The 20,719-nt window shown below is 65.1% G+C and carries 20 protein-coding genes and 1 pseudogene; 7 read left to right on the top strand and 14 right to left on the bottom strand.

Going from position 1 to position 20,719, the window contains the following annotated elements; genetic code table 11:
- Positions 1–179: 179 nt before the first annotated feature.
- Positions 180–1,262: a zinc-dependent alcohol dehydrogenase gene (locus tag J1N60_RS01990; protein ID WP_312910275.1), complete on the bottom strand. Its 1,083-nt coding sequence runs from the start codon at positions 1,260–1,262 to the stop codon at positions 180–182.
- A 162-nt stretch (positions 1,263–1,424) separates the two neighbouring features.
- On the opposite strand from J1N60_RS01990, the gene J1N60_RS01985 reads away from it, so the two are divergent.
- Positions 1,425–3,140: a 2-oxo acid dehydrogenase subunit E2 gene (locus tag J1N60_RS01985; protein ID WP_312910274.1), complete on the top strand. Its 1,716-nt coding sequence runs from the start codon at positions 1,425–1,427 to the stop codon at positions 3,138–3,140.
- 64 nt (positions 3,141–3,204) lie between these two features.
- The gene (locus J1N60_RS01980; RefSeq protein ID WP_312910273.1) at positions 3,205–3,687 is read left to right on the top strand and encodes a cupin domain-containing protein; all 483 of its coding nucleotides are present in this window, start codon (positions 3,205–3,207) and stop codon (positions 3,685–3,687) included.
- Positions 3,688–3,711: 24 nt separating this feature from the next.
- On the opposite strand, the gene J1N60_RS01975 is transcribed toward J1N60_RS01980, so the two are convergent.
- Positions 3,712–5,175 (bottom strand): aldehyde dehydrogenase family protein, encoded by a 1,464-nt coding sequence (locus J1N60_RS01975; protein WP_312910272.1) that lies wholly within the window; start codon positions 5,173–5,175, stop codon positions 3,712–3,714.
- A gap of 129 nt (positions 5,176–5,304) precedes the next feature.
- Positions 5,305–5,559 carry a HalOD1 output domain-containing protein gene (locus tag J1N60_RS01970; RefSeq protein ID WP_312910271.1) on the bottom strand — a complete coding sequence of 85 codons (255 nt, stop codon included), beginning with the start codon at positions 5,557–5,559 and terminating at the stop codon, positions 5,305–5,307.
- 180 nt (positions 5,560–5,739) lie between these two features.
- Here J1N60_RS01970 and J1N60_RS01965 point away from each other — a divergent pair, with 180 nt between their 5' ends.
- Positions 5,740–6,849 (top strand): zinc-dependent alcohol dehydrogenase, encoded by a 1,110-nt coding sequence (locus tag J1N60_RS01965; RefSeq protein WP_312910270.1) that lies wholly within the window; start codon positions 5,740–5,742, stop codon positions 6,847–6,849.
- A gap of 109 nt (positions 6,850–6,958) precedes the next feature.
- Positions 6,959–7,741: a cyclase family protein gene (locus J1N60_RS01960; protein WP_312910268.1), complete on the top strand. Its 783-nt coding sequence runs from the start codon at positions 6,959–6,961 to the stop codon at positions 7,739–7,741.
- A 52-nt stretch (positions 7,742–7,793) separates the two neighbouring features.
- Here J1N60_RS01960 and J1N60_RS01955 read toward each other — a convergent pair whose 3' ends face one another.
- The 6 genes from J1N60_RS01955 to J1N60_RS01930 form a co-directional block, all read right to left on the bottom strand.
- Positions 7,794–8,327 (bottom strand): OsmC family protein, encoded by a 534-nt coding sequence (locus J1N60_RS01955; protein WP_312910266.1) that lies wholly within the window; start codon positions 8,325–8,327, stop codon positions 7,794–7,796.
- Between the two features lie 127 nt (positions 8,328–8,454).
- Positions 8,455–9,072, bottom strand: coding sequence for a VOC family protein (locus tag J1N60_RS01950; RefSeq protein WP_312910264.1), 618 nt, complete (start codon positions 9,070–9,072; stop codon positions 8,455–8,457).
- A gap of 66 nt (positions 9,073–9,138) precedes the next feature.
- Positions 9,139–10,023, bottom strand: coding sequence for a DMT family transporter (locus J1N60_RS01945; protein ID WP_312910262.1), 885 nt, complete (start codon positions 10,021–10,023; stop codon positions 9,139–9,141).
- A 257-nt stretch (positions 10,024–10,280) separates the two neighbouring features.
- Complete coding sequence (locus J1N60_RS01940) at positions 10,281–11,264, bottom strand: amidohydrolase family protein (RefSeq protein ID WP_312910260.1); 984 nt, start codon at positions 11,262–11,264, stop codon at positions 10,281–10,283.
- Between the two features lie 3 nt (positions 11,265–11,267).
- The gene (locus tag J1N60_RS01935) at positions 11,268–12,272 is read right to left on the bottom strand and encodes an alpha-ketoacid dehydrogenase subunit beta (RefSeq protein WP_312910259.1); all 1,005 of its coding nucleotides are present in this window, start codon (positions 12,270–12,272) and stop codon (positions 11,268–11,270) included.
- 1 nt (position 12,273) lies between these two features.
- Positions 12,274–13,248 (bottom strand): thiamine pyrophosphate-dependent dehydrogenase E1 component subunit alpha, encoded by a 975-nt coding sequence (locus tag J1N60_RS01930; RefSeq protein ID WP_312910258.1) that lies wholly within the window; start codon positions 13,246–13,248, stop codon positions 12,274–12,276.
- 120 nt (positions 13,249–13,368) lie between these two features.
- Between J1N60_RS01930 and J1N60_RS01925 the strand changes: the two genes are divergently transcribed.
- Positions 13,369–14,946: a phytoene desaturase family protein gene (locus tag J1N60_RS01925; protein WP_312910257.1), complete on the top strand. Its 1,578-nt coding sequence runs from the start codon at positions 13,369–13,371 to the stop codon at positions 14,944–14,946.
- Positions 14,947–14,957: 11 nt separating this feature from the next.
- On the opposite strand, the gene J1N60_RS01920 is transcribed toward J1N60_RS01925, so the two are convergent.
- The gene (locus J1N60_RS01920; protein WP_312910256.1) at positions 14,958–15,356 is read right to left on the bottom strand and encodes a cupin domain-containing protein; all 399 of its coding nucleotides are present in this window, start codon (positions 15,354–15,356) and stop codon (positions 14,958–14,960) included.
- Positions 15,357–15,408: 52 nt separating this feature from the next.
- Positions 15,409–16,488 carry a zinc-dependent alcohol dehydrogenase gene (locus J1N60_RS01915; protein ID WP_312910255.1) on the bottom strand — a complete coding sequence of 360 codons (1,080 nt, stop codon included), beginning with the start codon at positions 16,486–16,488 and terminating at the stop codon, positions 15,409–15,411.
- A gap of 93 nt (positions 16,489–16,581) precedes the next feature.
- On the opposite strand from J1N60_RS01915, the gene J1N60_RS01910 reads away from it, so the two are divergent.
- Together J1N60_RS01910 and J1N60_RS01905 are read left to right on the top strand one after the other, a co-directional pair.
- A complete protein-coding gene (locus J1N60_RS01910) occupies positions 16,582–17,358 on the top strand; it encodes an SDR family NAD(P)-dependent oxidoreductase (RefSeq protein WP_312910253.1) in 777 nt (258 codons plus the stop codon).
- Positions 17,359–17,442: 84 nt separating this feature from the next.
- Positions 17,443–18,504, top strand: coding sequence for a zinc-dependent alcohol dehydrogenase (locus tag J1N60_RS01905; RefSeq protein ID WP_312910252.1), 1,062 nt, complete (start codon positions 17,443–17,445; stop codon positions 18,502–18,504).
- Here J1N60_RS01905 and J1N60_RS20570 read toward each other — a convergent pair.
- The 3 genes and pseudogenes from J1N60_RS20570 to J1N60_RS01895 all read right to left on the bottom strand — a co-directional run.
- A pseudogene (locus J1N60_RS20570) lies at positions 18,501–18,665 on the bottom strand (hypothetical protein); the annotation flags it as partial. The gene J1N60_RS01905 and the pseudogene J1N60_RS20570 sit on opposite strands and share 4 nt — an antisense overlap.
- A 217-nt stretch (positions 18,666–18,882) precedes the next feature.
- Entirely contained in the window at positions 18,883–19,878 is a 996-nt protein-coding gene (locus tag J1N60_RS01900; protein WP_312912637.1) for an NADPH:quinone reductase, read from the bottom strand.
- Positions 19,875–20,681, bottom strand: a complete 807-nt coding sequence (locus tag J1N60_RS01895; protein WP_312910250.1) for an aldo/keto reductase — start codon at positions 20,679–20,681, stop codon at positions 19,875–19,877. The genes J1N60_RS01900 and J1N60_RS01895 overlap by 4 nt, the downstream gene beginning before the upstream one ends.
- Positions 20,682–20,719 lie beyond the last annotated feature (38 nt).

Here is a 20,719-nt window from a genome sequence, read left to right as displayed (position 1 = left end):
ACCCCCGCTCGACGCCTGGACCTGGTGCATCGCGCGCGACGAGTCCTCGATTGGCTCCGGGTTCGTGGTTCGTGGTTTGAGTCGAAGCACGGAACGTTGCGAGGGTCGCCTCGTCGACCGATCCGCGGACTCCCCGCGTGGGCGACTGCTGCCCTGGGCGTGTCGGTCGTCCGTCTCTCTCAGAAGTTGAGCGCGACCTTGATGGCGCCGTCCTTCCGCTCGGTGAACGTCTCGAACGCGTCCTCGAAGTCTTCGAAGTCGAACTCGTGAGTGATCAGCGACTCGACGTCAGTCTGTCCGTTTTCGACCAGCCTGGCGCTGGCCTCGGCCTTGTTCGCGTGGGCACGAGCGCCGCGGAAGTCGATCTCCTGCTTGACGATGTCCCCGACCTGCACCTCCTGATAGTCGGATTTGGGAATGCCGTCGAGGCTCACCGTCCCACCTTTCCGGGTAATCTCGACGGACTGCTGAAAACTCGCCTCGCTGCCGGCGGCCTCGAGCGTCACGTCGACGCCGGTACCGCCGGTGAGGTCGCGAACCTGTTCGACCACGTCGTCGTCCCGGTAAGAGATGGTGTGGTCCGCCCCGAGGTCCTCCGCGAGCGGGTTGCGCGCCGGACTGCCGATGGCGATGACCTGGCCGGCGCCCATCGCGACCGCGTGCTGGAGACAGAGCAGGCCGACGGTGCCGGTTCCGATCACGGCGACGTCATCGCCTGGGTCGACGTTTCCGCGAACCGAACACTGGAGCGCGATCGCGTTCACGTCGAGTAACGCCGCCTCCTGCCAGGAGAGGCTCTCGTCGAAGCGATACAGGCTGTCCGCTGGCACTGAGACATACTCGGCGAACGCACCGTCCATCGTGTGCCCGATCTGGCGGTGTCCGGTGGCGAAGTCGCCGTAGTTGTCACACAGGTTGTACCGACCGCGACGACACATCTCACAGAAGCCACACCCTGAGTGTGTTTCACCGAAGACCCGGTCGCCCGGTTCGAACCGGGAGACGTTCTCGTGGACCTCGACGATTTCGCCGGACCACTCGTGGCCGGGGATGAACGGGAACTCCGGCGGCCAGCCCTCGGCGTGACCGCCGAAGATTTTGGGATCGGTGCCACAGATGGACGCGGCGTTGACCTTGCAGATGACGTTCTCGACGTCATCGAGTTCCGGGCTACTGATCGTCTCCATCGACCAGTCGCCTGGTCCGTGGAGGACGATAGCCTTCATACTGTCCGGTACGGCATCCTCTACTTCTACTGCCATACCCCCTGCTACTGAAGACACGATTATAATTGTTTCGCTGGAAGCGATTCAACAGGAATCCCGTACCGACGACTCATCGTGGCTGCTCGTGACTGCTCGCCGCTACAACCTCCGTTGAGGCTACAGTCATATATATTACCCCGTAGCATCTAACGTGTTACCATGGGTTACACAGTCCGCATGCCCCAGCTAGGGATGACGATGGAGGAAGGGGTCGTCGTCGAGTGGTCCGTCGACGCCGACGAGGAGTTCGAATCCGGCGACGTCATCGCCGTCATCGAATCCGAAAAGACCGCGAACGACGTCGAAGCCCGCGAGGGCGGCGTCTTGCTCGAGCGATTCGTCGACCTCGAGGAAGCGGTCGAGCCCGGTGCACCGATCGCGTACGTGGGTGATCCAGGGGCGAGCGTGCCCGACGACGTCCTCGCAGAACTCGAGGGCGACGACGGCGGGGGCGACGACGGAGAACCGGCAGACGGGGAACCAGCTACGACGACGGAGGGCGCGGGTGGCGGCGCAGCGCTCGCAGTCGAGGGGAAGGTGTCGCCTCGAGCCAGGTCATACGTGCGCGACAACGATCTCGATGTCGACGAGTCGGCGCTGGCCACACTGGACGGAAGCGGTCCGGACGGGGCCGTCGTCGAACGGGACGTGATCGACGCCGTCGAGGCGGGGACGCTCGGGGAAGCGGTTGAACCGGCCATCCCCGATACACCGGCTGCGGCCGGTCGGGGAATCTACGAGGAGCGCCAGGGATCACAGCTCCGTCGATCCGTCGCCAGGCAGATGACGACCTCGGCCGAACAGGCGCCGCAGGTGACGCTCAACCGGTCGGCGTCCGTCGAGTCGCTCCTCGCTCTCAAGGACAGTCTCTCGGCTGATCGCGATCTACAGGTCTCGCTCACCGACTTCCTGCTCAAGGCCGTCGCCAGGACGCTCCGGGACCATCCCGAGTTCAACGCCGTGTACGAGGGCGGCGTCCACAAACTCGCGGCCAACGTCAACGTCGGCGTGGCCGTCGACGTGGACGACGGACTGGTGACGCCGGTTCTCGATAACGTGGATGAACTCGACTTAGTCGGCATCAACGCGGCCCGCAGCGAGCTGGTCGACCGCGTCCAGAGCCGGGAGTTCACCATGGAGGATCTGTCGGACGGTACGTTCACGGTCACGAATCTCGGCCACTTCGGCGTCGAGACGTTTGACCCGCTCTTGAACGTCCCCGAGGTCGCTATCCTCGGCGTTGGGACGATCACGCAACAACCGACCGCCGACGGCGACGTGGAACCGCACCTCGGCCTCTCGCTGACGTTCGATCACCGCGCGGTCGATGGGGCCGACGCGGCGAAGTTCCTCGAGGCCCTGGCGGACGAACTCGAGCACCCGACGCGCCTCCTCTCGCTCGGGGGCGGGTCCTCGAGCGAGAGTGTGGACCAAGCCGGCGCGTTCCGGGAGCGCGCGGACGAACTCGAGGGGCGTCGTCGCGCGAGGGCGGTCTCGGACGGGAGCATGCGCGGTACCGTCCAGTCGCGACGCTTCGAGTGGGACGTGGACGAACCCGAGGATCACGGCGGCGACGACACGGCGCCGACGCCGGTCGAGCAGTTCCTCGGGAGTCTGTCGTCCTGCTTGACGCTCATGATCGGCTCGATCGCGGAGCGACGCGACGTCGAGATCGATCGGGTCGAGGTCGAGGTCGACGCGGAACCGGACCACGACGCCATCGAACGACTCGAGGTCGATATCACCGTCACCTCCCCCGCCGACGAGTCCGACGTCAAGCGCGTCGTCCAGACGGCCGAACGAGCGTGTTACGTCAACCGGATCGTCAGCGACGACCTCGAACAGTCGGTGACGATCACCGTCGAGCAGTCCTGAACGTCCGTCCTTCGGTCGTCGCGACGTGAACACTTTTGTGCTCCCATGTGAAAGGACAGCATGCATGGCAGACTCCGAGAACTCCATCGCGCACAGCGACCTGTCCGACTCGGCGATCGACGCCGAAGACCTCCGCGAAGCGGGGGACGGTACGAGGATTTACCACGAGTCGGCGACCGGCGAGATGGACAGTCAACACGACGGCCGATCGAAACACATCCTGATCAACAAGGGGCTCGTTCCGGATGCCGGGGATCTCCTCGTCGACGTCGTCACCTACGGGCCCGAAGTCGCCTGTCCGGAACACTATCACGAAGGAACCGACCACTTCTTCTACATCCTCGAGGGTGACGGCGTCCTCGAGGTCGAGGGCGAGGAACACGACATCGAGGCCGGGACGATTGCCTGGATCGGCGAGGGAGACAGACACCGACTGTTCGCCCGAAAGGGCCAGCAGATGAAGGTCTTCGAGTACTTCTCGAACGGCGATCACGACACCACGTTCTTCGGCGAGGAGTGTACGTGGAAGCCGGAGAGCGCCGACTGAGCGTCCACCTCGACGGGTTCGGACCTATAGATCGAAGTGATCGTCGGTGAGGTCGATCCTGATTGACTTCGGCTGGGTGAACTCGCGCATCGTCTCGGTGAAGTCCTTCTTGCGGCCGATTCCACTCCGCTTGTAGCCGCCGAACGGGATGCCGAGGCCGCCGCGGTTGGGGTTGTTGACCGCGACGAGCCCGATCTCGAGCTGGGCCGCCACGCGGTGAGCCCGGCTCACGTTGCCGGTCCAGACCGACCCGGTGAGGCCGTAGTCGACGTCGTTCGCGAGGTCGACCGCTTCCTCCTCGGACGTGAACGGGACGGCGGCGATCACTGGGCCAAAGATCTCCTCCTGGAAGACGTCCATCGAGCGGTCGGCGTTTCCGAGGAGTGTCGGCGGCGCCCAGTAGCCGTTCTCGAGGTCGGACTCGTCGGGGAGGTCCGCCTGCGCCAGCACCTCCGCGCCCTCCTCGCGCGCGGACTCGAGCGCGTCCAGGACCTTCTCCTCCTGGGCCTGGTTGGCCATCGGCCCGACCTGCGTGTCCTCGTTTCGGCCGTCGCCGACGACCAGGCTCGACACCGCATCGGCCATCGATGAGACGAACTCGTCGTAGACGTCCTCGTGGACGAGCAGGCGCTCGCTCCCCGAACAGGCCTGTCCGCTGTTGTAAAAGGCGCTCCGGACCACCCCGCTGACCGTTCGCTCGAGGTCGACGTCCGGGAAGACCAGCGCGGGGTTCTTGCCGCCGAGTTCCATCATCGTCGGCGTGATGTTGTCCGCGGTCGACGACAGCACCTTCTCGCCGTTGGCGTCGCTCCCGGTGAACGTCACCATGTCCACGTCGGGGTTACTCGTCAGTTCGATTCCTGGCTCGAGGCCGCCGGTGACGACGTTGAAGACGCCGTCCGGCACGATGTCCGCAGCCAGTTCCGCGATCCGAATCGACGACAGCGGGGTGTCGGGGGCCGGCTTCAGGACGACGGTGTTGCCGGTCGCCAGCGCGACGGAGACGAAGTCCGCCGTGTGCATCGGCGGCCAGTTCCAGGGAATGATGGCGCCGACGACGCCGTAGGGCTCGTACGTGGTCTGACGCACCTCCTCCGGTGTGTGTGTCATCGTGTCGCCGTAGAATTTGTCGACGCCGCCGGCGTAGTACCGAAACGTCTTCTCGGCGGCGGCGACGTCGTTTCCGGACTGGTACAGGGGCTTGCCGTTCTCCAGGGTCTCGAGTTCGATCAACTCGTCGCGGTGAGACGCGATTTCGTCCGCGATTCGATTCAGGAGCGCGGCGCGGTCCGTCGGGTCGCTCCAGCGCCACTCCTCAAACGCGTCGCGGGCGGCGTCGATGGCCGCTCGAGCGTCCGCTGCCGTTCCGTCGGGCGCCGTCGCGAACGACTCACCCGTAGCCGGGTTCACGACGTCCATTCGATTCTCGGATTCCGATTCGACGAACTCGCCGTCGACGTACAGTTGCCAGGCTCGGTCGAAGCTCATACCTGGTCGATAGCGCGTGCTATATCATAACGTTTGTTCATCGGTGAGGAGAGTCGACGCCGGCACCTCGACCAGTTCGACGCCGGCACGACCGCTGACCGATTATAGCCGTCGCTGCTGGCTATCACGTCACTCGCTCGCTTCAGCGCTCGAGAGCGCGCGCACAGCACCGTCGCTCCGGACTTCGAGGCGAACGCCAGCGTAGGTGAACGTCACCGAAACGTCGTTCGCCGGAGTGCTCAGGAGTCGTTCGAGTGCATCCGCGTCGACGAACTCGTAAAGCGGCGGCAGCGCCAGGGGATCGGTTCCGGCGTGCTGAGCGACCGAGGAGACGACGTCGGCCACGAGGGTGGTAGACGATCGGTGGTGATCTCGCTGTTCCATGCTCGAGTTTCACTGTGACACGGAATAGCTTAATCGTTGCCGTCGTCCGAGCCGGTCGCAAACTGCCGGGTTCGGTCGGAGAGTTGCCCACGCCGGAGCGCTTCTTCCGCCCAGACCGTCCTATCACGAAACGATGACATCGTTTAACTGTGTCACTCGAGAAGGGTGTGATAGACACCCATGGAAGCAGTAGTCTTTCCGGAACCGAACGAAGTCGACGTTCGTGACGTGGACCGGCCCGAACCGGGGCGCGGGGAAGCGCTCGTTCGAGTCGAGTCGACGACGATCTGTGGCAGCGACCTGAAAATCCTCCGCGGCGAGTACCCGGCGACGACGTATCCGCACATCCCCGGTCACGAGTGGGCCGGTGAAGTCGTCGATCTGGGTGAGGGCGTCACCCGACTCGACGTCGGTGACCGCGTCGCCGCCGAACCGCACGTCGGCTGTGGCGAGTGTCCGCGGTGTATGGAGGGACTCTACAACCTCTGTGAGCACTACGGGGAGACCGACCGCGGTCACGCCCATATCGGCTTCACGACCGACGGCGGTCTGGCCGAGTACGTCGCCGTCGACACGCGGGCATTGCACGTGATCCCCGAAAACATGGACTACGATCAGGGGGCGTTCTGCGAGACCGCCGGGGTCGCGCTCCACGCCATCGAACGCGCCGGGATCAGCGGCGGCGACGACGTCGTCGTCATCGGTCCCGGTGCGATCGGCCTTGCCGCAGTGCAGATCGCGCGCCACCAGGGCGCCGACAACGTGATCCTCACGGGGACCAGGGACGAGCGCCTCGAGCCAGCGAGGGAAATGGGGCCGGATCACCTGATCAATATCCACGAGGTCGACGACGTCGTCGAGCACGTGACCGACCTGCTCGGTGGCGGTCCGGATCTGGTCGTCGAACTCGCCGGCTCGGAGGCCGCGAGCGCCCAGGCGGTCGAGATGGCGCGTCGTGGGGGCTCGGTCGTCCTCGCCGGATCGACGAGCCCCGGCCGGAAGCTGAACGTCGACCTGCGAGAAATCGTCGTCGGTCACAAGAACATCTACGGGAGCGTCGCGAACCCAAAGTGGATCTGCCGCGAGGGGTTCGACATGATCGCCCGCGACCAGATCGACGTGGACCCACTCATCACCCACCGGTTCGCGCTCTCGGAGTTCGAGGACGCGATCGAGGCGTTCCGCGAGCGCGAGGGCGGTGCATTCCGCGTCATGCTGTACCCCGGCCGCGATCCGGACGAGGTCGACCGGACGGCAATCCAGCAGGAACTCGCGGGCACGACGAACTGACCGGACAGATCCGTCTCGGACACCAGAAAGCGCCACGTGAGCCCTATCGTGCGTGCCTCACTTTGTGACGGTGCTAAGGTTTAATAGGGGCGATTGCGATTCGAGAGACATGGTCGAATTATACGACCTCAATCAGCCGTGGGGCGCGAATACGTGGCCGTGGCCGTACTTCGACGATCCCGAAGTACAGGCCGTACACCGCTTTAGCAAGGACGTCAATCACTCGCTAAAGATCAACACCGCGATACACATCGGCACCCACATTGACGCACCGCTTCACTTCGATCCGGAGGGCTGGGACATCTCCGAGATTCCGATGGACCGACTGTTCGGCACCGGACTCGTACTCGACATCTCCGACAAGGTCGGCGAGTACGACATCATCAAACCCGAACACTGCCAGGAGGCGGCCGAGGAGGCCGGCCTCGAGATCAAGAAGGGAGACATCCTCGTGCTCTACACCGGCTGGAAGGAGTACTTCCAGACCGGCGAGAACCCGAACGAACTCACGTACTTCGCGAAACACCCCGGCCCGCACAAGGAATTCACCGACTGGTGGGTCGAGATGGACTTCCCGTGGGTCGGTAACGACACGCCGGCGATCGAACATCCACTCAACACGGCGATTCGGAACTACCGTCAGGACCTCGACCTGCCGGGCGAGATGGAAGAGAAACTCGGAGCGCCGATCGAGGAGCTGCTCCCCGACGACGAGTGGCTCTACGTCCACAAGAACTCGCTCTCGGAGAACCTGATGATGGTCGAGAACCTCGGCGGCGACATCGACCACCCGGACGTGCTCAACGAACGCGTAACGATCGGTTCGTTCCCCTGGAAGTGGGACAACGGCGAGGCGGCGTTCTGCCGGACGGTCGTCTTCAAAGATCTCTAATTCTCGACTCTCTGAAACACCCTTAGGGCATACAGAATACGTTTTCCGTCGCCTACTCGGCGACGTCGTCGTCCAGGACGAGGCGTTTTGCGACCTTGAGGTCGATCCCTCGCTTCAGCGTCTCCCCGACGACGCACCCCTTCTCGTAGACCTCGAGACAGCGGTTCGCCCGCGACTCCTCGGCCTCGGGAACGCTCAAGGTAATCCGGAGGTCGATCTTCTGGACGCGCTTGACGTCGTCCTCGAGGAACGTGTAGCCCGTGCACTCGGCGTCGATCTCGTACTCGGTCAGCCGAGCCTTGTGGAGCATCTGCTCGAGGGAGTTTACCTGACAGCCCATCGCGGCCGTCAACAGGTAGCCGAGCGCGCTCGGGGCTTCCCCTCGGCCCCCTTTCTTGAACGAGTGCGAGAGGTGTTCGGGTTCGTCGATGTACAGGGCATGGTTCTGGACGCGGACGTAGTTCGTTCGATCGTTCGAGGCGACCATCGTCGCGGTCGGTCCGTCGTCGAGGTCGTCGTCCGAATCCGCTATCGCGTCGTCTTCGGGGCCGTCCCAGGGATACCGGTGGTACTCGGAATTCGCCATGTTCGTGTCTACTTCGCTACCACGTTATAGGTTTGCATGGTCCTCGCCTCGAGGGAGGGGGGGGGGGGGGGGACGATCGACCAGACGCTCGACCCTGGGCGGACCTCGAGGAACGGCCGACTCTCGATCACTCGGACGACCACGACGGCTCGGCATCCCACTCCGGCGCGGGACCGAACGCTCGAGCGTCGGTCGACTTCGTGTATCCTACGTCGTCGGGCGTGAATATGAGCTCTAACTGCAGTCCCCACGGGGCTCTGAAGTAGACGAAGACCTGCCCTTCCTCGGGGCCCTCCTCGTTGTACCGCGGTTCACCCTGCAGTTCGACGCCGTCAACGTCCTCGAGGTAGGCGACGGCCGCGTCGACGTCCTCGACGAAGAACGCGAGGTGGGCCGCGCCTGCGTCGCTGTTTTTCGGGTGCTCGTCGGTCTGGGTCGGGTCGTCGTACTCGAGCAGTTCGACGTTCGTCGTAGGGCCACACCGGAGTCGCGCGAGTCGCATCGTGGATTCGGGGTGAACGCCGAGGTTTCGGTGCATCCAGTCCTGAACCGAGTCGTCGACCGGGGGCGTCGCTCGGTAGATGGTCTCGCAGCCGAGGGCGTCCTCGAAGAATGCGATCGCTTCCTCAAGGTCGGGGACGGTAATTCCGACGTGATCGACGTTCCTGGCGGTAGGGATTCCGTCGCTGGTACTGCTACTACCGCCATCACTACCGTTGTCACTTCCGCGGTCACTGTTCGCCATAGCGGAGCGTCACGCCGAATCGACAAAGCGTTTTCCGACCACCCGATCGTCGAATCGCTCGAACGCTTACGCCGTCGTCACCAGCACCGCACCGAGGACGATCGTGGCGGCGCCAGCGACGATGCCGACGGTCACGCGCTCGACGTCCCGGAGGAGGAAGTACCCGAAGACGGTCGTGAACAGCGGCGCCGTCCCGTACAGGGGATCGACGATCGACACCGAGCCGCGGTCGAGCGCCTCGAACAGCGCCATGAACGCCGCCGCGGTGAAGAGGCCGCTGACCGCGTAGTAGCCCGCCGACCGGCGCGGCAGGTCCACGATGTCCCGTCCCTGGGTCGCCATCGCGTACGCCGCGAGCGCGACGAATCCCGCCGTCTCGTTGAGCGCGACGGCCTCGAGCGCCGTTACGGGGGATTCCGTCAGTCCGTACCGACGGATGACGTTCGAGACGCCGAACGCGGCGGCGCCCACCAGCGGAAAGACGACGTGCCAGGAGGTCCAGCCCTCGAGGTCGCCGCCGCGTGCGGTCGTGAGAATCGTGAGACCAACGACGATGACGACGATGCCGACGGCCTGCTTGAGGGAGACAGCTTCGCCGAGAAACGCTACCGCGACGATCGTCGCGAACAGTGGGCGCGTGCTCAACACGGCGTTGTTGATGCTGGCTCCGAGGTGATCGATTCCGAAGAACAACGAAAGCCGCCCCAGCGCCGTACCGACGAAGCCGGCGACGACGAACAGGCCGACGATGCGGAGGGAAACGCCGTCGAACGGCGTCCGTGATCCCGAGAGCGCGGCGATAGCGATCCAGTAGACGGAGCTGTCGACGATGACGACGACGATCGACGCCTGGAGCGGAGTGCCGCCGCCGAGCATCCCCCGCTTGTCGAGAATCGGCGTGAATCCCCACAGCAGCGCGGTCAGCAGGGCGAGGGCGTAGACGTCGATCATGGCCCCGTAACTGGCCCCTCGAACGAGGTGGCCATCGCTCTATCACACATCGAGACCTTCGACGGACGCATCATTGCTACCTCCTACCGATCCAACGTAGAAAATAGTTTAGGTCTTTTTGATCACGGCTCGACTGTGCTTTCGCTCAGGGCTTCAGCGAGCGCAAACACTCGTACCAACACGTTCCAGCCGATGAACAGTATCGACTTGCTCCGACCGGTGGACGGTCGACTGATACTCGTGCCGGGAGCTCCGGTTCAGAGATCGAAGAGCGTCGCCGCCGTCTCGCCCATGACGCCCGCCCGCACTTCGTCTTCTAGCTCGAGTCCCTCGAGGTCGTCGAGCGTCTGATCGGCCTTCTCCATCCCGAATGGATAGTCCGTGCCGAATAGGAGGCGCTCGGCACCGACTGTCTCCACCGCCAGGTCCATCGCCGGCGGGTGAAACGAGATGGTGTCGTAGTAGAACTCCCGGAGGTACTCGACGACGGGCCGTTCGGGGTGCTGGTCCGGACCCGGTCGGAACTGGTCGCGACCGCGCTCGAGCCGCCCCACGAGATAGGGGAGCGCACCGCCCATGTGATAGACCACGAGGTCGAAGTTGTGACGGTCGAAGAAGCCGTCGAAGATAAGCCGGGCGACCTGGATCGTTGTCTCGGTCGGGAAGACGGCGAGCGGGTTGAAGATCCACTCCTCGTCCTCGAAGGTGTGGCTCACCTCGTTTCGCCCAGGATGCACCACCGCGGTCAGGTCGAGGTCGTCGAGTCGGTTGAATACCGGCTCGAGGTCGGGGTGAGATAGTTTCGTGCCGCGGATGGTCGTCGGCAGCGCGACGCCGGCGAGGCCGAGGTCCGCGATGCGGTCCAGTTCGGCGACCGCCTCGTCGGGTTCGCGGAGCGGAAGCGTCCCGAGTCCGGCGATATGGCCGGGATACTCGTCCTGCAGGTCGGCGAACCCGTCGTTGATCGCCCGGACCAGGGTTCTGGATTCGTCGACCGAAATCGGCCCCTCGTTCGGGTTCGGCGTCGAGACGGACGCGAGCGTGGTGTCGACGTCCTGGTCGTCCATCCATTCGAGGCGCGCCTCGGGATCCCGAAAGCCGGGAAAGAGGGGGAACGACCCGGTCGTATGACAGACGAACTCCTGGTCGCCGCGGCGCTCGATACGAACCTCGCCGTCGGCCTCCCGCAGGCGGTCCCGGAAGGGCGACGGCAGAAAGTGGGTGTGGCAGTCTACTCGCATTGCTCAGAGGGTGTTCCGGATCGCCGTCACGATGTCGCCGCTATGCGGAATCACTTCCTGCTCGAGCGGCGGGCTGAACGGGATCGGGACGTTTGGCACACCGACGCGCTCGACGGGGGCGTCCAGTCGCCAAAACGCTTCCTCGTTGATCTGGGCGGCGATCTCGCCCTGGGCGCCAGCCATGAGCGGCGTCTCGTCGACGACGACCGCGCGCCCGGTTTTGTCGACGCTCGCGGCAATCGTGTCGATGTCGAGGGGATCGAGGGTGCGAGGACTGATGAGTTCGACGTCGACGTCGCCCTCAAGTTGCTCCATCGCGTCCATCGCCTCGTACAGCATCGCCTGGGTGGCGACGACGGTCACGTCCTCGCCCTCCTCGAGCACGGCGGCTTCACCGAGCGGGACCGTGTACTCCTCGACGGGTACCTCGCCTTTCTTGTTGAAGACGTTGGCGTGCTCGAAGAAGAAGACGGGGTCGTCGTGGCGGATCGCGCTCTTGAGCAGGCCTTTGGCGTCGTATGGCGTCGAGACGGCAACGACGCGGATGCCCGAGAGGTGCATTGCCAGCGAGTGGAGCGTCTTCGAGTGCTGTGCAGCCGCCGAAAAACCGCCGCCGTCGACGGTCCGGATCGTCAGCGGGATGTCGAGTTTCCCGCCGAACATGTAGCGCATCAGCGCGACCTGGTTCATGATCTGGTCGAACGCGACACCCATGAAGTCGGAGTACATGATCTCGACGACCGGGCGCATTCCAGCGGCGGCGGCTCCGAGGCCGGTGCCGACGATGGCCGATTCGCTGATAGGGGTATCCCGGACGCGGGTCGGCCCGAATTCGTCGAGTAATCCCTCAGAGACGCTGAAACTGCCGCCACGATCGGCGACGTCGATTCCCTGCAAGAAGACGTCCTCGTCGCGGGCCATCTCCTCGTGCATCGCTTCACGGAGTGCTTCCGTGACGCTGATCTCCTCGGTCTCGCCGTCGGTGTCGACGGTCGGTGTCGTTGCCATGTTAGAGTTCCTCCGCGTACAGTCCCTCGTACGCCGCGTCGGGTTCCGGCAGCGGCGAGTCCTTCGCGAACTCGACTGCCTCGTCCAGTTCCTTCTCGATCGATTCGCCCAGTTCCTCGTACTCGTCCTCGGAGATGACGCCCGCGTCGATCAGTTTCTCGCTGTAGGTCTCGACCGGGTCGGCCGTTCGCCAGTCGGGCAGGTCCTCGTTCTCCTTGTACCACTGTGGGTCGCCCTCGTAGTGGCCCTTGTACCGGTAGGTCTTGGCCTCGATGACGGTCGGCCCGTCGCCGTCACGGGCGCGCTCGACGGCCTCCTGGGAGGCCTCGTACATCTCCTCCACGTCCTGGCCGTTGACGATCTCGCCGGGAACGTCGTAGGCGTCGGCCTGCTTGACGAGGTCGCTGACCGGGTGCTGGTCGTGGACACTGGTCATCTCGCCGTAGTGGTTATTTTCGACGACGTAGATTTGGGGGAGGTCCCACAGCGCCGCCAGGTGGAGCGCCTCGTGGTACGGGCCGTTGGAGGTGGCACCGTCGCCGAGGAAGGAGACGGCGACGTCGCCGTCGCCGCGGATCTGGGAGGCCAACGCCGCCCCGCCGCCAATCGGCGTCCCGGCCGCGACGATGCCGTTGGCGCCGAGCATCCCGGCGTCGACGTCCGCGATGTGCATGCTCCCGCCCTTGCCGTTACAGTACCCGGTCGTCCGACCGTACAACTCGGCCATCATCTTCTTCGGATCCAGCCCCTTCGCGAGGGCGTGTCCGTGCCCTCGGTGGGTGCTCGTGATGTAGTCCGACTCCTCGAGCGCGGAGCACGCGCCGACGGCGACGGCCTCCGACCCGATGTAGAGGTGAACGAACCCCGGAATCTCGTTGTCGGCGAACAACTCGCCGACGCGCGTTTCGAATCGGCGGATCAACTCCATTCGTTCGAGGAGAAGCGATTGATCCACGTCTGTGGTAGATTCTGCCATCCACTTCATACCAACCAGTCCGACGTATTATAGTTGACGGGGACGGTTTCTCTCGACTCGAGGCTGCAGTCACTGGCGAGAGGTGTAGATTTATGGGACCACAGAGACCACTACTGGTGTATGCCAACGCACGACATAGTAGTGGCAGGTGCCGGACACAACAGTCTCATCACCGCCGCCTACGCCGCTCGTTGCGGGTTCGACGTGGGTGTCGTCGAAGCCCAGGAGACCATCGGCGGCGACACGGCCACTGAGGAGCTGACTCAGCCTGGATTCAAACACGACTCGTGTTCGACAGCCCACAACCTCATCCAGGCGAGTCCGACGATCAAGGACGACGAGCTCGAGCTGTTCGATACCTACGGACTCGAGTACATCAGGCCCGACCCCGTCGTCACGATTCCCTTCGACGACGGGACGAGCCTCACGATGTGGCGCGACCGCGAGCGGACGACCGCGGAGTTCGCAAAGTTCTCGGAAGCCGACGCGCAAGCGTACCTCAATCTCCTCGACGACTACGCCGAGATCGCTCCTTACTACACACGAGCGCGGTACTCGCCACCCTCCGAGGGAACGATTCCGGAGACGCTCGCTAAGGCACCGGACGGCGAGGCGTGGATCAGACGGAGCCTCGAGAGTCCGCTCGACATCCTCGAGCGGCGCTTCGAGCACCCCAAGACGCGCGCGTTCCTGGCGTGGATGGCGTTCATGACGATCAAACCGATCGATCGCCCTGGTGGCGGATTGCGGGCCTTTTCGCTGACCTACGGCCGTCAGAAGAACTCCTGGGTACTCCCGAGGGGCGGGTCGGCCGCGCTGCCGGAGGCACTCGAGTCGTGCCTGCTCGACCACGGTGCGACGGTCTACACGGACCAGCCGGTCGTCGAGTTTCTCGTCGAGGACGGGACTGCCGTCGGCGTCGAAACGGCCGACGGAACTACCTACCGCGCGACCCAAGCAGTGGTCTCGACGGTTCACGTCACCGACCTCGTGGACATGATCCCCGAGGCGGACCTCCCCGAGGCGTTCGCAGATGGCGTGAAAAACTGGAAAGCCGGCCTCTCGATGTTCGCGGCCCACTACGCCGCCGAAGAACCGCCTCGGTATCGGACCGAGGACGGTGACCTCGAGAGCGTCGCGATGGGGACGGTCGGCAGCGTCGAGAACCTCCTTGACGCGACGGTCGCGTTCGAGAAGGGCGAGATTCACCTCGATGACCCGTTCATCCTCTCGCTGTGCCCGTCCGTGGCCGACGACACGCGAGCTCCGGAGGGCAAACACACCTACAAACTCGTCGGCGTGTTCCCGTACGACCACGCCGATGGCCCGGAAACCTGGGACGAGCGCAAGGAGGCCGTCGCCGACGCCCTGCTCGAGCACCTCCGGACGCACGCCCCGAACTTCACCGAAGACGTTGTCATCGACTCCTACGTCGAGAGCCCACTGGACCTCGAGCGGCGCAACCCGCACAACTACCGCGGGTCGTGCCACGGCGGGGACTACACACCAGACCAGTACGACGACCGCCGTCCGGCCGCCGGGTTCTCGGACTACCGCGGTCCGGTCGACGGACTCTACCTGACCGGTGCCTGCACCCACCCGGGTGGGAGCGTCAGCGGCGCGCCCGGACGGAACTGCGCGACGGTTCTGCTTGAGGACCTGGGTCCAGGGCTCGAGTCCGGTATCGCCAAAAAGTAAGTCGCCTACTCCTACTGTTCCTCGTGCGCGACGTCGCCGCCGACGAACGAGGCGAACATCGTACAGCCGTCGGGATACTCCATCGGGCCGTGAGGGACGTTTTGCCCGTAGTAGTAGTCGCCCGGTGTGAGTTCGCGCCCGTCCACGAGCATTCGGCCCTCGAGGACGAGCGAGGCGTGGGCGCCCTCGTGGGTGTGCTCAGGTTCGACGTAGCCGGGTGGGAATTTGACGAAGAAGTCCGTCCGGGCCTCGGCGTCGTTCTCGTTGACGATCTTCATTCGAACGCCCTCGGGGAGGGTGAGGACGTCGCCGGCCTCCCAGTCGATGCCGTCGCGGGCGATGGCAAGTTCGACGTCCGTCTGGACGATGGTCGGTTCCTGCGGGTCGATCTCGGGAAATTGTCGGGTCATGGGTTCGTGTTCGTGATTCGTTGGTCGTGGGTCGTCGATCGAAGAATACTCGTCAGCCGTTACGCAGCGCCACCCGCACGGCGAGGTCGTCGCCCCCGGTGAACGTCTCGTAGGCCTCGGTAAACGCCTCGAGGGGGAACTCGTGGGTGACCAGCGAGTCGAGTTCGACGGCACCGCTTCGAACCATCCGTTCGCTCGCCTCGGCGAGGTTCGAGTGGGCGCGACAGCCCCGGACGTCGATCTCGCGCTTGACGATGTCGGCCACGGGAAGCCGAAAGTAGTCGTCGGTCGGCATCCCGTCGAGGCTGACCGTCCCGTCCTCCCTGGTCACATCGATCGCCTGTTGGACGCTCTCCTCGACGCCGACGGCCTCGAGGGCAACGTCGACGCCGGTGCCGTCGGTCAGGTCGTGGATTTCGTCGACGACGTCGGCGTCGTACGGAACGGTGTGATCGGCACCCAGTGAGGCCGCCAGTTCGTTGTTCCGGGGGTTTCCCGTCGCGATAACGCGATCCGCGCCGAGGGCCTGTGCCTGCTGGACGCAGCAGAGACCGATGATGCCGGTGCCGAAGACGGCGACGGTGTCGCCAGGATCGATCTCGCCCCGGACGGTGCAGTTGAGCGCGATGGCGTTCGTGTCGATCAGGGCCGCCGCGGGCCAGGAGATCGAGTCGTCGAGGTGGTAGAGCAGGTCCTCAGGGACGGCCACGTACTCCGCGAACGAGCCGTTCAGGGTGTGGCCGATCTGGCGGTGGCCGACCTCGTTGTTCCCGAAGTTCTCGCAGAGCTGGTAGTTGCCGCGGCGACACTGCGTGCAGAATCCGCAACCCGAGTGGGTCTCGCTGAACACGCGGTCGCCGGGTTCGAAGCGGTGGACGCCCTTGCCGACCGCGACTACCTCCCCAGCCCACTCGTGGCCCGGAATGAACGGATACTCGGGCGGCCACGGGAGCCTCCCGGCGAACATCTTCGGATCCGAGCCACAGATCGTCGTCGCACGAACGCGACAGACGACGTTCTCGACGTCGGTCAATCCGGGTGCCTCGACTGTCTCGAGCGACCAGTCATCGACGCCGTGGAGCACCACTGCCTCCATCCGTTCCGGTACCTGGTCGCCGTTCCTCGCAGCCATGTCCTGTCACTCGTCGGCATGCGACGAAAACCTTTCTATCGCTCGAGGGCGAGCGACGCGAACCTATTTTATGGTCCCTTCCATGCTTCGACCATGGGATTCGATCTGACCGCCCGAACCGCAGTCGTGACCGGCGCCGGACGCGGCATCGGCGAGGAAATCGCGCTGTCGTTCGCCGACGCGGGCGCGGACCTCGTGGTGACCGCCAGAACGGAGTCCGAGATCGAGAACACGGCCGAGGCGGCCCGCAGCTGCGGTGTCAAGGCCGTCGCCGTGCCGACCGACCTCGGAGACGAAGCGCAGATCGACGCGCTCTTCGAGCACCCGCGGGCCGAACTCGGGACGCCCGACGTGCTGGTGAATAACGCAGCGGCCAACCTCGCGAACGACCCGCTCGAGCAGACCCTCGAGGAGACGCAGACGATGCTCGACGTCAACCTCCGAGCCGCGTTCACGTGCTCTCAGCGATTCGCCCGCGGCGTGATCGACGACGAGTCGGTCGACGACGCCCGGATAATCGGCATCTCGAGCGTCGTCGCCCACGTCGGCGTCCCGGCGATGAGCCTCTACGGGGCGACCAAGGCCGGGCTGATCGGCCTCTCCCGGTCGCTCGCGGTCGCCCTCGGCGAACACGGGATCACGGTCAACACCGTCAGTCCCGGCATGACCCGCGTCAAGCGCATCGATCGACTGCTCGAGGAGAAAGGCGATCTCTACGACCTGGACCGAATTCCGCTCGACCGACTGGCGGAACCGGCGGACATCGCCTCCGCGTGTTGCTTTCTGGCCTCCGATCACGCGAGCTACGTCACGGGCGAGGACCTCACGGTCGACGGCGGCGTGAAGGCGACGGCCGGGCTGTATCCCTGAGTCAGGCGGCCGGTCGCCGCACGGTAGTCCGCTGGACGTCAGCACGTACCACACGTTTATGACCGATCGGACGGAGGTGTCCGTATGGCTAGCCAGCGGAGGATGCCGGCTGCGGTACTGAACGAACCGGGCGACCTCTCGATCGAGGAGGTCCCTGTCCCCGAGCCCGAGTCGGGAGAAGTGCTCGTTCGAATCCGCGCTTGCGGGGTGTGTGGCACTGATCTGAAGATGCGCGATCACGGGTGGCCCGGCGCAGAATACCCCGTCGTCCTGGGCCACGAGTGGACCGGTGAAGTCGTCGCACTCGGGCCGAACACGCACAAATTCGAGGTCGGGGATCGGGTCGCCGACGAGACCCACGACGCCTGCGGGTTCTGCAAGAACTGCAAGGTCGGCCGGTACACCGCGTGTCTGAACTACGGCGACGAGTCGATGGGGCACAAACACCACGGGTTCACCGTCGACGGCGGATACACCCGTTACTGTGCGATCGGCGAACGAAATCTGCACCACCTCCCCGACGAACTGAGTTTCCGCGAGGGGACGCTGATCACGACCGCAGGCTGTTCGCAGTACGCCGTCGAGAAGGCCGACGTGCAGGCCGGGGACTTCGTCGTCGTTATCGGGCCGGGCGCGATCGGTCTCACCGCCGTCCAGTGCGCCAACTTCAGGGGTGCGAGCGAGGTGGTGATGACCGGGACGCGCGAGGACCGCCTCGAGGTCGCCCGCGAGGTCGGCGCGGATCACACGGTCGACGTTACCGAGGAGGACCCCGTCGAGCGCGTCATGGAACTCACCGACGGACAGGGAGCGGACGTCGTGATCGAGACCGCCGCTCGCCACGACACCATCGCCGAGGCCGTCGAAATGACCGCCCCGGCCGGAAACGTCGCGCTCCTGGGGAATCCGGGCGAGGGGACCAGCCCGATTCCGACCTCGAAACTCGTCGCCGATGACATCGACCTCCACGGCGTCAAAGCCCAGGGAACGAACAGTGCTCACCGCGTGACGCAACTGCTCGCGAAGCGCGACTTTCGGACGAATCCGATCCTCACCCACGAATTCGAGTTCGAGGACTTTTTCGAGGCGATCGACACCTTCGAGAACCGACACGACGGTGCGATCAAAGTCGTCGTCCGGTTCTAACCCGTCTGATGTGCCACTCGGTGTACGTCGACGTTCTGTGACATAGGCTTAGCGCGTTTCACTCCGTTCACTCGCAATACTCGTCGGCCGAGCGGTCCCTCCTTCAGCTCGTTCTCGAAATCCACCTCGAGTAGCCATCCCTCGCCGTATGTGTCCCTATCGAGGAGTTCCGGCTCGGATACGAGGCGCTCGTTGACGGCGACGACTCCCCGTCACCGGTGAATACAGGTTCGAGGTGGCCTTGCTGCTCTCGACCGTGCCGAACCGGGCTTCCTGCTCGAGTCTCTCCGGATACGTCAGCACCTCCGGTACGTCAAAGCACATCGTGACTCGACTGACTCCGGACGCGGAAAGAGCGTTCTGCTTCGAACGACAGCCTCAGCGATCCCCCGAGACGTCGAGAACGACCTTGCCGACCGTCCCCCCGTCGAGACACCGGCGCTGGGCCTCGCCCGCCTCCTCGAGCGGGTATGTCGCGGCGACTTCGGCCGAGACGTCGCCCCGACCCAGCAGCCGGGCCGCCGTTTCGAGCCCCTCCCCGTGGTGGTCAGTCGCTCGCATGTGAGAGCTGAAGGCGAGGTCGGCCTGCTTCGCCTTCGCAGCCCCGGCGACGGGTTTCTCGATTGTGATCGGGCCGTCCTCGCCCAAAACGACGACGGTCCCGCCGCCGGCGAGGACGTCGACGTCCGTTGCGACGTTCGCCGCCGCGTGGGTCTCCATGACCACGTCCACAGGCCGACCGTCGGTCGCCTCGAGGATTCGATCAGCCAGATCGTCGCCTCGGTAATCGACGGCCGCATCGACGCCGAATCGTCGGGCGTCGTCCGTCGCGCCAGCCCGACACGTGCCGACCACGAACGCGCCGGCCTCGCGGGCGAGCTGAGCAGTCGCGTGGCCGACGCCGCCGGTCACCCCCTGTACCAGACAGACGTCGTCCAGCCCGAGATTGCCGCGTGCGAGCGCCTGGAGCCCGGTCGTGACGGGCTCGGCGGCGGCCGCGCCCTCGAACCAGCCGACGGTTTCGGGGAGGTGGGCAACCCGGTGGTCGGGCACCGCGACGTACTCCGCGTACGTGCCCGGACGGTCGAGTCCGAGACCGGTGGCGAAGACCCGGTCGCCGGGCTCGAAGGCGGAGACGTCCGTGCCGACGGCGGCGACGACCCCCGACGCATCCCCGCCGAGAACGTGCGGGAGTCCGTCGTCGGGTTCGACGAGTCCTTCGCGGACGGTCGCGTCGAACGGGTTGACGGCGGCAGCACGCACCTCGATCAGGACCTCGGTCGGGTCCGGGCTCGGCCGCTCGATGTCCTCGAGTCGCAGGACGCTCCCGTCGCCGAACTCGTGGATGCGCATCGCTCGCATAGCCCGGGTCATCGGTTCCACGGCGCTTTCTCCGGCGGATCGACCACGCGGTGCTCGCGGTCGATCGCGTCCAGTCGCTCGAGAACCGATGGTGAGAGCGGATCCGTCGCCGCGTAGTTCTCCCGGAGGTGGTGCTCCCCGGTCGCCTTCGGAATCGGCACTACGCCCTTCTTCGAGGCGAGCCAACCGAGACAGAGTTCGACGACGGAGTGTCCGGTGTCGGCGGCGATTTCGAGCAGTTCCGGCGTGTCGAACGCCTTCCCTCGCATCAGCGGACAGTACGCCACCAGCGTCGTGTCGTGTTCGAGGGCGTCTGCGTGGAGTCGCTCCTGGTGGAGCAGGGGATGCATCTCGACCTGATGGGCGACGATCGGCACCTCGAGAACCTCCCGCGCTTCGGCGAGCAGGTCCGACGAGAAGTTCGCGACGCCCACGGCGTTGGTGACGCCATCGTCGACGAGGCGGTCGAACGCCGGGAGCGTCTCCTCGGGATCGTAGGTCACGCCGGGCCAGTGGACGTACAGCAGATCGACCGACTCGAGGCCGAGTCGATCCAGACTGGCCGCGGCCGTCTCGATGACGTCGTCGTACGCGAGGTTCGTTTCCTCGATTTTCGTCGCGACTGTGAGGTCCTCGCGAGGAACGTTCGCCGCCTCGATTCCCGCGCCCACGGCGGCTTCGGTGCCGTACTTCTGGGCGGTGTCGACGTGCCGGTAGCCGAGTTCGATCGCGGTTCGAACGCTCTCGGTGCAGGCGTCGGGCGTTTCGAACCCCATCGTCCCGAGGCCGGGCGACGTGACGGCTGTCGGATCCATGGCGAGTACTCTTGCGCCGTCGACAAAACCGTTTGCCT

It is taken from the genome of Natronosalvus caseinilyticus (assembly GCF_017357105.1).
GTDB classification, from domain to species: Archaea; Halobacteriota; Halobacteria; order Halobacteriales; family Natrialbaceae; genus Natronosalvus; species Natronosalvus caseinilyticus.
This window is presented reverse-complemented; position numbering and strand designations above follow the sequence as displayed.

What these genes read in the sequence shown, in the direction of transcription:
- J1N60_RS01900 (WP_312912637.1), bottom strand. Translation starts at nt 19,878, where the DNA reads ATGACCCGGGCTATGCGAGCGATGCGCATCCACGAGTTCGGCGACGGG.
- J1N60_RS01975 (WP_312910272.1), bottom strand. Translation starts at nt 5,175, where the DNA reads ATGAGCTTCGACCGAGCCTGGCAACTGTACGTCGACGGCGAGTTCGTC.
- J1N60_RS01970 (WP_312910271.1), bottom strand. Translation starts at nt 5,559, where the DNA reads ATGGAACAGCGAGATCACCACCGATCGTCTACCACCCTCGTGGCCGAC.
- J1N60_RS01960 (WP_312910268.1), top strand. Translation starts at nt 6,959, where the DNA reads ATGGTCGAATTATACGACCTCAATCAGCCGTGGGGCGCGAATACGTGG.
- J1N60_RS01965 (WP_312910270.1), top strand. Translation starts at nt 5,740, where the DNA reads ATGGAAGCAGTAGTCTTTCCGGAACCGAACGAAGTCGACGTTCGTGAC.
- J1N60_RS01945 (WP_312910262.1), bottom strand. Translation starts at nt 10,023, where the DNA reads ATGATCGACGTCTACGCCCTCGCCCTGCTGACCGCGCTGCTGTGGGGA.
- J1N60_RS01940 (WP_312910260.1), bottom strand. Translation starts at nt 11,264, where the DNA reads ATGCGAGTAGACTGCCACACCCACTTTCTGCCGTCGCCCTTCCGGGAC.
- J1N60_RS01895 (WP_312910250.1), bottom strand. Translation starts at nt 20,681, where the DNA reads ATGGATCCGACAGCCGTCACGTCGCCCGGCCTCGGGACGATGGGGTTC.
- J1N60_RS01930 (WP_312910258.1), bottom strand. Translation starts at nt 13,248, where the DNA reads ATGGCAGAATCTACCACAGACGTGGATCAATCGCTTCTCCTCGAACGA.
- J1N60_RS01935 (WP_312910259.1), bottom strand. Translation starts at nt 12,272, where the DNA reads ATGGCAACGACACCGACCGTCGACACCGACGGCGAGACCGAGGAGATC.
- J1N60_RS01980 (WP_312910273.1), top strand. Translation starts at nt 3,205, where the DNA reads ATGGCAGACTCCGAGAACTCCATCGCGCACAGCGACCTGTCCGACTCG.
- J1N60_RS01905 (WP_312910252.1), top strand. Translation starts at nt 17,443, where the DNA reads ATGGCTAGCCAGCGGAGGATGCCGGCTGCGGTACTGAACGAACCGGGC.
- J1N60_RS01910 (WP_312910253.1), top strand. Translation starts at nt 16,582, where the DNA reads ATGGGATTCGATCTGACCGCCCGAACCGCAGTCGTGACCGGCGCCGGA.
- J1N60_RS01925 (WP_312910257.1), top strand. Translation starts at nt 13,369, where the DNA reads ATGCCAACGCACGACATAGTAGTGGCAGGTGCCGGACACAACAGTCTC.
- J1N60_RS01985 (WP_312910274.1), top strand. Translation starts at nt 1,425, where the DNA reads ATGGGTTACACAGTCCGCATGCCCCAGCTAGGGATGACGATGGAGGAA.
- J1N60_RS01990 (WP_312910275.1), bottom strand. Translation starts at nt 1,262, where the DNA reads ATGGCAGTAGAAGTAGAGGATGCCGTACCGGACAGTATGAAGGCTATC.
- J1N60_RS01955 (WP_312910266.1), bottom strand. Translation starts at nt 8,327, where the DNA reads ATGGCGAATTCCGAGTACCACCGGTATCCCTGGGACGGCCCCGAAGAC.
- J1N60_RS01950 (WP_312910264.1), bottom strand. Translation starts at nt 9,072, where the DNA reads ATGGCGAACAGTGACCGCGGAAGTGACAACGGTAGTGATGGCGGTAGT.
- J1N60_RS01920 (WP_312910256.1), bottom strand. Translation starts at nt 15,356, where the DNA reads ATGACCCGACAATTTCCCGAGATCGACCCGCAGGAACCGACCATCGTC.
- J1N60_RS01915 (WP_312910255.1), bottom strand. Translation starts at nt 16,488, where the DNA reads ATGGCTGCGAGGAACGGCGACCAGGTACCGGAACGGATGGAGGCAGTG.